Origin of the sequence: Dactylosporangium sp. CA-092794, assembly GCF_050948465.1 — a bacterium.
GTDB lineage: Bacteria > Actinomycetota > Actinomycetes > Mycobacteriales > Micromonosporaceae > Dactylosporangium.
Window position 1 is genome coordinate 3,766,782 of record NZ_CP192044.1, and the last position, 13,033, is coordinate 3,779,814.

The 13,033-nt window shown below is 74.2% G+C and carries 11 protein-coding genes; 7 read left to right on the forward strand and 4 right to left on the reverse strand.

Translation table 11 applies throughout. The annotated features are described in order from the left end of the window. The first annotated feature begins 50 nt into the window (after nucleotides 1–50). Genes ACQPXD_RS16210 through ACQPXD_RS16235 form a run of 6 tightly spaced genes read left to right on the forward strand, consistent with a single transcriptional unit; the run spans nucleotide 51 to nucleotide 5,661 of the window. On the forward strand, nucleotides 51–839 hold the full coding sequence (locus ACQPXD_RS16210; RefSeq protein WP_432839182.1) for a 2-amino-3,7-dideoxy-D-threo-hept-6-ulosonate synthase: 789 nt from the start codon (nucleotides 51–53) through the stop codon (nucleotides 837–839). 14 nt (nucleotides 840–853) lie between these two features. Further along, complete coding sequence (locus ACQPXD_RS16215) at nucleotides 854–1,957, forward strand: 3-dehydroquinate synthase II family protein (protein ID WP_432839184.1); 1,104 nt, start codon at nucleotides 854–856, stop codon at nucleotides 1,955–1,957. Further along, nucleotides 1,954–2,697, forward strand: coding sequence for an amidohydrolase family protein (locus tag ACQPXD_RS16220; protein WP_432839186.1), 744 nt, complete (start codon nucleotides 1,954–1,956; stop codon nucleotides 2,695–2,697). The genes ACQPXD_RS16215 and ACQPXD_RS16220 overlap by 4 nt, the downstream gene beginning before the upstream one ends. Next, nucleotides 2,697–3,956 (forward strand): phenylacetate--CoA ligase family protein, encoded by a 1,260-nt coding sequence (locus ACQPXD_RS16225; RefSeq protein ID WP_432839188.1) that lies wholly within the window; start codon nucleotides 2,697–2,699, stop codon nucleotides 3,954–3,956. The genes ACQPXD_RS16220 and ACQPXD_RS16225 overlap by 1 nt, the downstream gene beginning before the upstream one ends. 8 nt (nucleotides 3,957–3,964) lie before the next feature. After that, the gene (locus ACQPXD_RS16230; RefSeq protein ID WP_432839190.1) at nucleotides 3,965–5,029 is read left to right on the forward strand and encodes an FAD-dependent monooxygenase; all 1,065 of its coding nucleotides are present in this window, start codon (nucleotides 3,965–3,967) and stop codon (nucleotides 5,027–5,029) included. After that, complete coding sequence (locus ACQPXD_RS16235; RefSeq protein ID WP_432839192.1) at nucleotides 5,026–5,661, forward strand: isochorismatase family protein; 636 nt, start codon at nucleotides 5,026–5,028, stop codon at nucleotides 5,659–5,661. Before ACQPXD_RS16230 ends, ACQPXD_RS16235 begins: the two co-directional genes overlap by 4 nt. Nucleotides 5,662–5,697: 36 nt before the next feature. Here ACQPXD_RS16235 and ACQPXD_RS16240 read toward each other — a convergent pair whose 3' ends face one another. The 4 genes from ACQPXD_RS16240 to ACQPXD_RS16255 all read right to left on the reverse strand — a co-directional run bounded on the left by ACQPXD_RS16240 (nucleotide 5,698) and on the right by ACQPXD_RS16255 (nucleotide 8,247). Continuing rightward, nucleotides 5,698–6,252 carry a LuxR C-terminal-related transcriptional regulator gene (locus ACQPXD_RS16240; RefSeq protein WP_432839194.1) on the reverse strand — a complete coding sequence of 185 codons (555 nt, stop codon included), beginning with the start codon at nucleotides 6,250–6,252 and terminating at the stop codon, nucleotides 5,698–5,700. A gap of 74 nt (nucleotides 6,253–6,326) precedes the next feature. Further along, the gene (locus ACQPXD_RS16245; RefSeq protein WP_432839196.1) at nucleotides 6,327–7,013 is read right to left on the reverse strand and encodes a Crp/Fnr family transcriptional regulator; all 687 of its coding nucleotides are present in this window, start codon (nucleotides 7,011–7,013) and stop codon (nucleotides 6,327–6,329) included. A gap of 4 nt (nucleotides 7,014–7,017) precedes the next feature. Next, the gene (locus ACQPXD_RS16250; RefSeq protein WP_432839198.1) at nucleotides 7,018–7,683 is read right to left on the reverse strand and encodes a class F sortase; all 666 of its coding nucleotides are present in this window, start codon (nucleotides 7,681–7,683) and stop codon (nucleotides 7,018–7,020) included. Nucleotides 7,684–7,689: 6 nt separating this feature from the next. Further along, nucleotides 7,690–8,247, reverse strand: a complete 558-nt coding sequence (locus ACQPXD_RS16255; RefSeq protein ID WP_432839200.1) for a hypothetical protein — start codon at nucleotides 8,245–8,247, stop codon at nucleotides 7,690–7,692. A 267-nt stretch (nucleotides 8,248–8,514) separates the two neighbouring features. On the opposite strand from ACQPXD_RS16255, the gene ACQPXD_RS16260 reads away from it, so the two are divergent. After that, entirely contained in the window at nucleotides 8,515–12,468 is a 3,954-nt protein-coding gene (locus tag ACQPXD_RS16260) for a choice-of-anchor D domain-containing protein (protein WP_432839202.1), read from the forward strand. The last annotated feature ends 565 nt before the right edge of the window (nucleotides 12,469–13,033 follow it).

Genomic DNA, 13,033 nt, shown 5'->3' on the forward strand with positions numbered 1-13,033 from the left:
ACCAATTGAGGTAGTGGGGCGTGTACCGGTCCGCGGCTAGCGTCCTCAACGTGCCCTACAACAACGAAACCTTCGCCCGCCGGGTGCGGCTGGATCGGCTGTACCGCAGCGGATCCGGCGGCCTGCTGGTGGTCCCGCTCGACCATCCGGTCAGCGGCGGCCCGATCATCCACAGTGGACGCCTGGACCGCCTCGTCGGCGAGCTCGCCGGCAACGGCACCGACGCCGTGGTCCTGCACAAGGGCGCGCTGCGCCAGGTGCAGGCCCGCTGGTTCCGCGACCTCTCGCTCATCGTGCACCTCAGCGCCGGCACCGGCCTGTCCGACCCGGACGCCAAGGTGCTGGTGTGCACGGTCGAGGAGGCGCTGCGCCTCGGCGCCGACGCGATCAGCGTCCACGTCAACGCCGGCGCCGCCACCGAGGCGCGGCAGCTGGCCGACCTCGGCGCCGTCGCCGGCGCCTGCGAGCGGTGGGGCGTGCCGCTGCTGGCCATGGTCTACGCCCGCGGCCCGGCGATCGCCGACCAGCGCGCGCCCCGGCTCGTCGCGCACGCCGCGGCGATCGCCGCCGAGCTCGGCGCCGACCTGGTCAAGACCGCCATGCCGAGCGGCGCCGCCGACCTGGCCGCGCTCACCGCCGGCTGCCCGATCCCGGTCCTGGCCGCCGGCGGCGACGCCCACGACGGCCCGGCCGCGCTCGCGCACCTGGCCGGCGCCATGCGGGCCGGCGCCGGCGGGATCGCCGCCGGCCGGCTCGTCTTCAATGCCCCCGACCCGGCCGCCATGGTGCGCCGGCTGGCGGCCCTCGTCCACGACCGTGCCCCGGCACACAGCCGGTGAGTGAGGAGTACCGAATGAAACAGTGCTGGCTCGACATCCGCGCCGCCGACGCCCTGAAGTCGGCCCTTTGCTCCGAAGCGATCCACCGCGGCTTCGACGCGATCGTCGCCGCCGACCCGGCGGACCTCGCCGGGCTGCCGCCGACCGTGACCCGGGTGCTGCTGGTCACCGGCCCCGACCTGCCCGAGGAGACCGGCGACGCCGACCTCGTCGTGGTCGACCCCGCCCTGCACGGCGAGCCGGGCCGGCTGGCCCAGCGGTACCCCGGCGTCCGCCTCGGCGGCTACGTCGAGGTCACCGACGCCGAGTCGCTCGCCGACGCCTGCGCGAGCGTGACCCGCGACGCGGTCACCGTGCTGCGCTTCGCCGACCCGACGAACATCCCGCTGGAGATCGTGCTCGCCGCGGCGGCGGACGCGCACGGGCTCATCATCACCACCCTCGAGCGGGCCGAGGACGCGCCCGTGCACCTGGGCATCCTCCAGCACGGCCCGGACGGGCTCATGCTCGCCGCGGCCGTGCCCGGCGAGGCCGGGCGGCTCAAGGACGCCGTCGAGCACCGCACCCCCCACCTGGAACTGGCCGAGCTCACCGTCACCGGCATCACCCACGCCGGGATGGGGGAGCGGGCCTGCGTGGACACCTGCACCTACCTCGCCAAGGACGAGGGCATCCTGGTCGGGTCGCGCTCCAAGGGGCTGATCCTGTGCGTCAGCGAGACGCACCCGCTGCCGTACATGCCGACCCGGCCGTTCCGGGTCAACGCCGGCGCGGTCATGTCCTACACGCTCGCCGACGCCGAGCACACCCGCTACCTGACCGAGCTGCGCGCCGGCGGCGCCGTGCTCGCCGTGGGCGCCGACGGGCGGACCCGCTCGGCGGTCGTCGGCCGGATCAAGATCGAAACCCGGCCGCTGCTGTCGATCGACGCCGTCGCCCCGACCGGCGAGGAGATCAACGTGATCGTCCAGGACGACTGGCACGTGCGCATCCTCGGCCCGGGCGGCAAGGTGCTGCACTCCACCGAGCTGCGCCCCGGCGACCGCATCCTGGGCTACCTGCCCGGGCGGGAGCGGCACGTCGGGTACCCCATCGACGAGCTCTGCTACGAACAATGATCTTCGACTTCCACGCGCGCCTCGCCGCCGGCGGGGCCGCGGATCTGCTCGCGGCGCTGGACGCCGCCGGGGTCGGCCGGGCGGCCGTGTGCGCCGGGGGACTGCTCGACCTCGACCGGCTGTCGGAGCAGATCGTGGACGGCGGGCGGAGCGAAGCCCGAGCCGACAACGAGGGGGTCCGCCGGGCCTGCGAGGCGTCCGGGGGAAGGCTCGTGCCGTTCTTCTTCGCCGACCCGTACCGCGACGTCGCCGCATACCGCGCGGCGGCGCCGCGGTACCGGGGCCTGGAGATCTCCCCGGCCGTGCACGGCTTCCGGCTCGACGACCCGGGGGTCGACGCGCTCGCCGGGATCGCCGCCGGCGCCGGCCACCCGGTCTACGTCGTCTGCCTGGGCCTTCCCGGCACCCGCACCGAAGACCTGGTCGCGCTCGCCGCCCGCCACCCCGCCGTCACCTTCGTGTCCGGCCACTGTGGACACACCGGGCTCGACGCGGCCGGGCTGGCCCGGATCGCGCCGTCGCCGAACATCGCGGTGGAGCTCTCCGGCTGCTTCACCGCCGTCGCCCGCCTCGCGGTGCGCCGGCTCGGCGCCGGCCGGGTGCTGTTCGGCACCGAACACCCGCTGCAGCACCCCGCCGTCGAGGTCGCCAAGCTGCACGCCCTCGGCCTCGCACCGCCCGACCACGCGCTCGTCGCCGCCGGCAACGCGCGCCGCCTGCTCGCACTGGAGGAGGAGTGATGCATCTGCCGCAGATTGGGGACTGGACCGACTTCGCCGGCCTGGCGAAGCTGCAGCAGGACCGGCTCCCCGCCGTCCTGGCCGCCGCCGAGCGCTCGCCGTTCTACCGCAAGCGCGGCGTCGCGCCGCTGGCGCAGCAGCCGCTGACCACCAAGCAGGACCTGCGCGACGCCTACCCGTTCGGGCTGCTCGCCTGCGACCGCGCGAGCCTGGCCACCTACCACGAGTCCAGCGGCAGCAGCGGCGAGCCGACCGCGTCGTACTACACCGAGGCCGACTGGGCCGACCTCGCCGAGCGCTTCGCCCGCAAGTGGGTCGGCATCACCGCCGACGACATGATGCTGGTGCGCACCCCCTACGCGCTGATGATCACCGGGCACCTGGCGCACGCCGCGGCCCGCCGGCACGGCGCGACCGTCGTGCCGGCCGACAACCGTTCGCTCGCCACGCCCTACTCCCGGGTCGTACGCCTGCTGCACGACCTCGGCGTGACGCTCACCTGGTCGCTGCCGACCGATGCGCTGGTCTGGGCGGCGGCCGCCCGGGTCGCCGGCTACCGCGACTTCCCCTCGCTGCGCGCGCTGTTCGTCGGCGGCGAGCCGGTCGGGCCCGCCCGCAAGGCGCGCATCGGGCGGATCTGGGGCGCGCCGGTCGTGGAGGAGTATGGCGCCACCGAGACCGGCACCCTGGCCGGCGAGTGCCGCCACGGCACCATGCACCTGTGGGCCGACCGGGCCGTCTTCGAGGTCCACGACCCGCGCACCGGCGAGCTGTGCGCCGAGGGCCGCGGGCAGCTGGTCGTGACGCCGCTGTACCGCGAGGCGATGCCCCTGCTGCGCTACGCCATCGAGGACGAGGTGGAGGTGTCGTACACCGAGTGCCCCTGCGGCTGGCACCTGCCCTCGGTCCGGGTGCTCGGCCGGGCCGCGTTCGCCGCAGGCGGGCTCACCCAGCTGGGCCTGGAGGAGCTCGTCTTCGCGCTGCCCGACGACTTCGGGGTGTGGTTCTGGCGGGCCCGCGCCGACGGCCACCGGCTGCGGGTGGAGATCGAGGTGGCCGACCGCTGGCGGTCCGCCGCCGTGGCCACCCTGGGCGCCGCGATCCGCGCCGCCCATCCCGAGATCGAGGTCACCGTTGTCGCCGTCCCGACCGGCGGCCTGGTCCCCTTCCGGCTGCTCACCGCCCAGGCCGAGGTCATGAAGCCGCGCGGCCTGTTCGGCGCCGGCGAGGACTGGGACAAGTCCCTGCAGTACTACTAGGAGACGAGATGGCACCACAGCGCGTGGCGGTCGTGGGCGCGGGCATCGGCGGGCTCGCCGTCGCCCTCGCCCTCGCCGCCAAGGACCTGTCCTGCACCGTGTTCGAGCGCTCCGCGGCGCCCGCCGCCGACGGCTTCGGCATCCAGCTCCCGCCCAACGCCACCCGGGTCCTGTACGGACTCGGTCTCGGCCCGGCCCTCGACGCGGTCTCGGTGCGCCCGGTCGCCCGCGAGATCCGCCGCTGGTCCGACGGCGCGCTGCTGGGCCGGGTACCGCTCGGCGCCGCGGTCACCGACCGCTACGGCGCGCCGTACCTCGCGCTGCGCCGGGCCGACCTGATCTCGGTGCTGCACGCCGCGGTCGGCCCCGGCGTGGTGCGCTTCGGCGCCCGCTGCACGGCCGCGACGCCCGACGGCACGCTCACCTTCGACGGCGCCCCGGCCCACACCGCCGACCTCGTCGTCGGCGCCGACGGGCTGCGCTCGGTGGTCCGCCGCACCGTGCGGGCCTACCTCAGCGTGCTCGACGAGCCCCGCCCCATCGGGTATGCCGCCTACCGCGCGGTGCTGCCGGCGGCCGGCGCGCCGCCGGTCGTCACCGTGTGGCTCGGCCCGGACCGGCACGCGGTCGCCTACCCGGTGCCCGGCGGCCTCAACCTGGTCGCCGTCACCGCCGGCCCGCTGGAGGGCGCGTTCGACGGCTGGGACGGCGAGCTGTGCAAGCTGCTCGACGCGGCCGGCCCGGCGGTCCGGCACCCGCTCTACACCCGGCGGGTGCTGCCGTCGTGGTACCGCGGCCGCCTGGCGGTGCTCGGCGACGCGGCGCACCCGATGCCGCCGTTCCTCGCCCAGGGCGCGGCCCAGGCCATCGAGGACGCCGCCGCGCTGGCCGCGTCGGGCCCGCAGGACCTGCCGCGCTACGAGGGCGAGCGGCGCGAGCGCACCGCCCGCGTCGCCGCGGCGAGCATCGCCGGCGGCGCCGACTACCACCTGCCCGACGGCGCCGAACAGCGCCGCCGGGACCGCCGCATCGCCGCCTCCGGGCTGCCCGACCAGGATTGGCTCTTCGCATGATTCCCACCATCGCGCCCTACCCCATGCCCGGTGAGGACGCGCTGCGCCCGGGCCCCGCGCCCTGGCGGGTCGATCCGGCCCGGTGCGCGCTGCTCATCCACGACATGCAGCGGTACTTCGTGAGTCACTTCGCCACCGACGCCTCGCCCGGCCGCGAGCTGATCGCCAACGTCTCGGCGCTGCGCGCCCGGTGCGCCGCGCTCGGCATCCCGGTGCGCTACAGCGCCCAGCCCGGCCGGATGAGCCGGGCCGAGCGCGGCCTGCTGCACGACGTGTGGGGCCCGGGCATGACCGACGACGAGGCGAGCCGGGGGATCGTCGACGAGCTGATGCCCGGCCCGGCCGACGCCGTGCTGACGAAGTACCGCTACAGCGCCTTCCACCGCACGCCGCTGGCCGCGCAGCTGCGCTCCCTGGGCCGCGACCAGCTGATCGTCTGCGGCGTGTTCGCGCACCTGGGCTGCCTGCTGACCGCCTGCGACGCCTACGCGCACGACATCCAGCCGTTCCTCGTCGCCGACGCGATCGCCGACTTCACCCTGGCCGACCACCTGCTGGCGCTGGACTTCGCCGCCCGCAGCTGCGCCGTCACGCCGACGACCGCCGGCGTGCTCGCCCGGCTGGAGACCTGAACAGGGGGCTGCGTCCGGACGCCGCCACGTCCGGATTCAGCAGTGTAACTTGGCCAGCGCGGCCAGTTCGACCCGGGAGTTGATCCCGAGCTTCTTGAAGATCCGGCGCAGGTGATAGTTCACGGTGTGCCGGGACCGGGCGATCCGCGTGGCGATCTGCTGATTCGTCAGCGCCCGCCCGACCAGCCGCGCGATGCGCAGCTCCTGCTCGGTGAGCGACTCCCAGCCCGAGGCCTCGTCCGCGGCCGGGACGGCAGGGGAGGTGTGGACGTCGGCGCTCGGCGTGGTGGTCGCCCACAGCGCCGCCAGCTCCGCCCGCAGCGCCGTCGCGGCCGGGCGGTTCAGCGACTCCGCCACCGCCGCGTGCACCAGGCCGTGGCCGAACATCAGGCGGTCCTCGACGATCACCAGCAGGCCCGACTCGAGCGCCTCCTCGAGGGCGGGCAGCAGCTGCGCGGTGCCGCACCGCATGAGCAGCGACAGCTCCAGCACGCCGAACCGCGTGCCGATCGCCGAGGCGACCTGCAGCATGCGAAGGGTGGGTGCGGACAGGGCGGTCAGCCGCGCCGCGACGGAGTTCTGCTCGGACATACCACGATGCTGGGGCGCGGCCGCCGCGAAGACCGGCTACATCTACGGGTTTGCGGCAGCGACTCCGCATAGAATTAGGGGGTTTCCGGATCGATTTCCGCCAGCGCCCGCAGGCCGGCCGGATCGAGGATGGTCAGGCGGCGGTAGCCGGTGCTCAGCAGCCCCCGCCGGCGCAGCTCCTGGATCGCCTTCTGCACGGTCGCCTGGGCGATCGCGATCATCGTGGCCAGCTCGGGCTGGCTCAGCGGCACGCCGATCTCGACGCCGCCACCGGGCGCCGGGCGCCCGCACAGGTCGGCGACCTCGACCAGCACGCGGGCGAGGCGGACGTGCGCCGGATACACCGCGAAGTCCGTCCGCCGCCGGTTCGCCCAGCGCAGCTGCCCCGCGACGGACGCGGTCACCCGGGCCGCCGCCTCGGGATGCCGGCGCAGGAACGCGTCGAACTCGGCCTGGTTCAGCACGCCCGCGGTGACCCGCCCGCACGCGGTCACGGTCGCGTTGCGCGGCGCGCCGGTGAGCGCGCCCACCTCGCCGACGAGCTCGCCGGGGGCCCGGATGCCCAGCAGCGTCTCGAACCCCTCGACCGACGTGGTCACCTTGACGAACCCGCTGAGCAGCAGCTCGACGTGCGTGTCCCGGGCGCCCTCGCGCAGCACCACGCGGCCGGGCGCGAACTGGCGCTGGACGCTCAGGCCGACGATCTCCTTCGTGGTCGCTTCGGGCAGACTGCCGAGGAACGTGTTGGGGGACCAGCTCATGCCGTCAGTCTGACCGCTCCAACCGCGCGTACACGAGAATGTTGTGGCGATATTCGCGACGGGAATAATCGAAAGATCCACCACACGTGACGAGCCGCAGCGCCGGGTACCCGACCGGGCCGTAGACCTCGTCCGTCGGGAAGTTCGTCTTCGGTACCTCCACCACTCGCTCCACCACGAAGGTCGCGGCGCTGCCGTCCTGCCGCCGCACGGTCGCGGTGTCGCCGGGCCGCAGTTCGCGCAGCCGGTAGAACACGGCCGGCCCGTCGTGCGCGGTGTCCACATGGCCGAGGACGACCGCCGGCCCGACCTCCCCGGGCGTGCGCAGGTTCCGGTACCACCCGGCCGGCGCCCCCGCCCGCAGCGGTGGCACCTCGACGGTGCCATCGGGGTTGAGCCCCAGCGACATCAGCGGCGTGTCCACCCCGATCGCCGGGATCTGCAGCCGCACCGGCACCGAGGCCGCCATCCCGCGCGCCGCCACCGACGCCGGCGCGGCGGGCGGGGCCGGCTCGGTGGGCGGTGCCGCGGCGGCGGCCGGACGTTCGGGTGGCGGCGGCGCGGGGGAGGCCCCGATCACGAGCAGCGTGAGGCCGCCGACGGCGAGCAGCCCGGTGAGCCCGTTGAGCGCGAGCCGGCGGCGGGCCGGGGTGAGCTGATCCGGCCACATGGGCGGTCAGGCGCGCGGACGGAGGCGGAAGACGAACAGGGCCGTCGCGGCCAGCAGCAGCACGATCCCGCCGCCGGCCATGACCGGGCTGCGTATCCCGAGGCCGTCGCCCCCGCCGGTGTGCGGGGCCCCGCTGGGCGCCGCCGCCGGCCCCGTCGTCGGCGTCTCGGTCCCGGCCCCCGCGCCGCCAACCCCCGCCGCACCCTCTGAGCCGGCACCCTCTGAGCCGGCACCCTCGGAGCCAGCACCCTCCGAGCCGGGAGCCGCCGAACGCTTCCCGGAGCCGCTGCCCGCCGCGCCGGCCGTCGTACCGGCGGTGGCGGCCGAGTGGTCGGCGGTGGGGGTTGCGGAGGTTGAGGCGCCGGGAGAGGTGGAGGAGCCGGGGGCCGGGCGGGCGGGGCCGGCGGTGGCGGTGCGGGAGGGGGCGGCGTTGTTCGTACCGTTGCCGCTGTATTGGCAATAGGCCAGCAGGGCCAGGAGCAGGACGATCAGCGCGGCGCCCCCGGCCGCGATCGCGGTGCGGCTGTCGCGGCCGGAAGCATGCCGCCGTGCCGGCTCGGTCATCGGATCGTCCCTCCGCGGCGGGGTCCGGGAAAGCGCTGGTGGGTTCGAGTGTGGTACCCAACGGCCACACCCTCATAACGATCTATCCCCGTTCGGGTGGTGGCCGCCGACGTTTGCAGCGACGAGTGCAAGTATTTCCGTTCTTCGGTCGGTATCTTGCGCTGTCGTGTCGGGCAAGTTACGTTCTGGTCCCATCGGATCGATGACGCTGGAGCCGCCGCCAACCTCCGGAGTCCGCCGCCCCGCGCCCCAACCCCTGGAGCAGTCATGGCCGCACGCCGGCTGGTCGCCGCCCTCCTGCCACCCCTCCTCGCGCTCGGCGCCGCCGCAGCGCTCGCCGGTCCCGCCGCCGCCGACGAGACCACGGCCTCCGTCGACACGCTGCGCACCGGCTGGGACCAGAACGAGCCCGCGCTCGGGCCGTCCGCGGTATCCGCCGCCGACTTCGGGCAGCTCTTCGTCACCAACCTCGACGGCCAGGTGTACGCCCAGCCGATCGTCGTGGCCGGCACGCTGATCGCCGCCACCGAGAACAACTGGATCTACGGCCTCAACCCGCAGACCGGCGCGATCCTGTGGTCGCGCAACGTCGGCCCGGCCTGGCCCGCCTCGGCGATCGGCTGCGGCGACCTGGTGCCCAACATCGGCATCACGAGCACGCCGGTGTACGACCCGGCGACCCAGGCGGTGTACTTCACCGCCAAGGTCAACGACGGCGCCGACGCCAACCACCCGCACTTCTACATGCACGCGATCAACCCGGCGACCGGCGCCGAGCGCTCCGGCTGGCCGGTGACGATCCAGGGCTCGCCGAGCAACGACCCGAGCAACACGTTCAACCCGAAGACCGCCGCCCAGCGCCCCGGCCTGCTGCTGCTCGACGGCGTCGTCTACGCCGGGTTCGCCAGCCACTGCGACTACGGACCGTACGTGGGCTATGTCGCCGGAGTGAAGACCAGTACCCCCGCGATGTCCACCCTCTGGTCCACCGAGGCCGGCCGCTCCACCGGCATGGGCGGCATCTGGCAGTCCGGCGGCGGCCTGGTCTCCGACGGGCCCGGCCGCATCATCGTGTCCACCGGCAACGGCGTCTCGCCGGCGCCCGGCCCCGGCACCAGCCCGCCCGGCACGCTCGCCGAGTCGGTCATCCGGCTGCAGGTCAACGGCGACGGCTCGCTGACCGCGCGGGACTTCTTCAGCCCGGCCAACAACGGCAAGCTCGACCAGGACGACACCGACTTCGGCTCCGGCGGGCCGGTCGCGCTGCCGGCCGCGTTCGGCACCGCCGCGCACCCGCACCTGCTGGTGCAGACCGGCAAGGACGGCCGGGTGTACCTGCTGGACCGCGACAACCTGGGCGGCATGGGGCAGGGCCCGGGCGGCACGGACGCGTCGCTGGTCCCGCCGGCCGGCCCGTACAACGGCGTCTGGGGCCACCCCGCGGTGTGGGGCGGCGACGGCGGCTACGTGTACCAGGTCGAGAACCAGGGCTTCCTGCGCGCCTTCAAGTACGGCGTCAACGGCTCCGGCCTGCCGGTGCTGACCTCGGCGGCGACCAGCCCGGCGACGTTCGGCTACACCTCGGGCTCGCCGGTGGTGACCTCCACCGGTACCACGTCCGGAAGCGCCATCGTCTGGGCGGTCTACAGCGACGGGTCCAGCGGCACCAACGGCCAGCTGCGGGCCTACGACGCGCTCCCGGTCGGCGGCCAGCTGCACCTGCGCTACTCCGCGCCGATCGGCACGGCCACCAAGTTCGCCATCCCCGCCACCGACAACGGCCGCGTCTACGTCGGCAACCGCGACGGGAAGCTCTTCGGCTTCGGCCGGCCCACCACCGCCGCGCTGAACGCGCCGCCGACCGACTTCGGCAACGTCGCCGTCGGCAGCACCGCCACCGCGACGGTCACCGTGACCGCCACCCGGGCGGTGAACATCACCGCCATCTCGGCCGCCGCGCCGTTCGGCGCCACCCCGCCCGCCCTGCCGGTCGCCCTCAACACCGGCCAGACCCTCGCCGTGCCGGTCCGCTTCACGCCCACGGCGGCCGGCGGCGCCACCGGCAGCCTGAGCTTCACCACCGACGCCGGCACCGTCGCGCTCGACCTGCACGGCACCGGCACCCAGGCCGGCCTCGGCGCCACCCCGGCCGCGCTGTCCTTCGGCACCGTGCCGACCGGAGCGAGCAAGACGATCGGCGTCAGCATCACCAACACCGGCACCAGCGCGGTCACCATCACCGGCTCGACCGCACCGGCCGCGCCGTTCTCCGCCACGGGCTTCCCGGCGGGCGGCACCACGATCGCGGCCGGCGCCTCGGTGTCGGTCACGGTGAAGTACGCCCCGACCACCGCCGGCAACCAGAGCAGCTCGCTCACGGTCAGCAGCAACGCCGGCTCGGTCACGGTTCCGGTCAGCGGTACGGCGGTCACCGGCGCCGCGCACCTGACCATCACGCCGAACCCGGTGTCGTTCGGCTCCGTCCCGGTCGGCACCACCGCGACCCAGACCTTCGACATCGCCAACACCGGCAACATCACGCTGACACTGACCAAGGCGGCCCCGCCGGTCGGCGCGTTCAACACCACCACACCGGTGTCCGAGGGCCAGCAGCTCTCGCCCGGCGACGTCATCCACCAGGCCGTCACGTTCACGCCCACCGCCGAGGGCGCGCAGTCGGCCGTCTACTCCATCACCGGCGACGACGGCCAGGGCGCGGTGCTCGTGCAGCTGACCGGCACCGGCGTGGCGCCGACCGGCGGGCCCAACCTGGCCGCCGGCAAGGCCGCGACGGCCCAGTCGACGCAGGGCGGCTACCCGGCGAGCAACGTCACCGACGCCGACCCGAACTCCTACTGGGAGAGCGCCAACAACGCCTTCCCGCAGTGGGTCCAGGTCGACCTGGGCGCGTCGGCGAGCATCGGCAAGGTGACCCTGCGGCTGCCTCCGCAGACCGCCTGGGCGACCCGCCGCCAGACGCTGTCGGTGTTGTCCAGTGTGGACGGTACCGCGTGGAGCACGGCCGTCGGCTCCGCCGACTACGTCTTCGACCCGGCCACCGGCAACGTCGTGAACATCGCGTTCCCGACGGCGACGGCCCGCTATGTCCGGCTGAACATCACGGGCAACACCGGATGGCCCGCCGGGCAGGTGTCTTCCTTCGAGGTGTACGGCACGAGCGGCGGCACGGCCACCCTGGCGCTCAGCGCGGCGTCGCTCGCCTTCGAGAACACCGACGTGAACACCAACAGCGACTGGCAGACGGTGACCGTCACCAACACCGGCACGGCCCCGGCGACCGTGCAGTCGGTGACCGCCACCGGCGACTTCCAGGTCACCACCACGTGCGGCAGCTCGATCGCGCCGGGGGCGAACTGCATCGCCACCGTCACCTTCCACCCCAGCGCGGCCGGGAGCCGGACCGGGACGCTGAGCATTCGCAGTACCGCGTCCAATGCCGAGGCGACGGTGGCGCTCTCCGGCACCGGCGTCGCGCCCGCCTCGCCCGTGCTGGAGGCCAGCCCCACGTCGGTCGGGTTCGCGAACACCACGGTCGGCTCGGCGAGCGCCGCCCAGGCGGTGACGATCCGCAACACCGGCACGGCCGCGGCCACCGGCGTCACGGTCACCGCCGCGGGCGACTTCACCGCCGCCAACGGCTGCGGCACGACCCTCGCGGCCGGCGCCTCCTGCACCGTGAACGTCACCTTCCGCCCGACCGCGGCGGGCACGCGCAACGGTTCGCTGACCGTGACGAGCAACGCCCCGGCCCTGGCCGTGGCCCTGTCCGGCACGGGCGTCTCGGCGACCGCCACCAACCTGGCCCTGCAGCGGCCGACCACGCAGTCGTCGAACACGCAGACCTACACCTCGGGCAACGCGGTCGACGGCAACGCGAACACCTACTGGGAGAGCACGAACAACGCGTTCCCGCAGTGGATTCAGGTCGACCTGGGCAGCACCCAGTCCGTGGGCCGGGTGGTGCTGAAGCTGCCGCCGGCCACGGCGTGGGCGGCGCGCACGCAGACGCTGAGCATCACCGACGGCACCACCGGCGCCGTGCTCGTCGCCAGCCGCGCGTGCACCTTCGACCCGGCCACGGGCAACACGGTGACGCTCACGTTCAGCCCGGCCGGCGTGCGCAACCTGCGCATCACCTTCACCGCGAACACCGGCTGGCCGGCGGGCCAGCTGTCGGAACTGGAGGTCTACACGTCCTAGCGACGCCGCAATGTCGACGGCTTGGCGGCTCCTCGATCCATGTTGACTAAAATCAACATCCCAGCGTCAACGTCGTCAACATCGCGCCCGTCGGCCCGCAGGCCCCACGCCTGCGGGCCGCGGTCTTGTTGGGCCTGTGCCGCGGTCTGGTGGCCTGCGGGGCTGCGGTCTCTCCGGGTCGCGAGCTTCGGTCACGCCCGGCGGTCGTCGGCGCCGCCCCCCGTTTCTCTCCCTCCCCGGGACCGGCACGCAGGTCGGATATTTCAGATGTATCACCCGTCGGGCGGACGTCCGATTTGTGCGGTTGGGCCGGGCGTATGTCTCCGGGATCATGATGCTCTCCATGGCCGCACCACGGGTTTGCCGTGATCCCGGAGACTTCTGGTACACGGGTGTACATGTTCACTCCGTGATCATGAAAAATCGTTGGTGTCGGCGGCGAGTGCGGCATGATCGCGGAGACTTCCGGTCGCTTCACAGCGCTCTGCGGCGTGCGGCGACCCGCCGACTGGGACTTGCATTGCGGATCGCGCTCGCCGTGGGTGGCCCAGGCGTGCCGACGGGG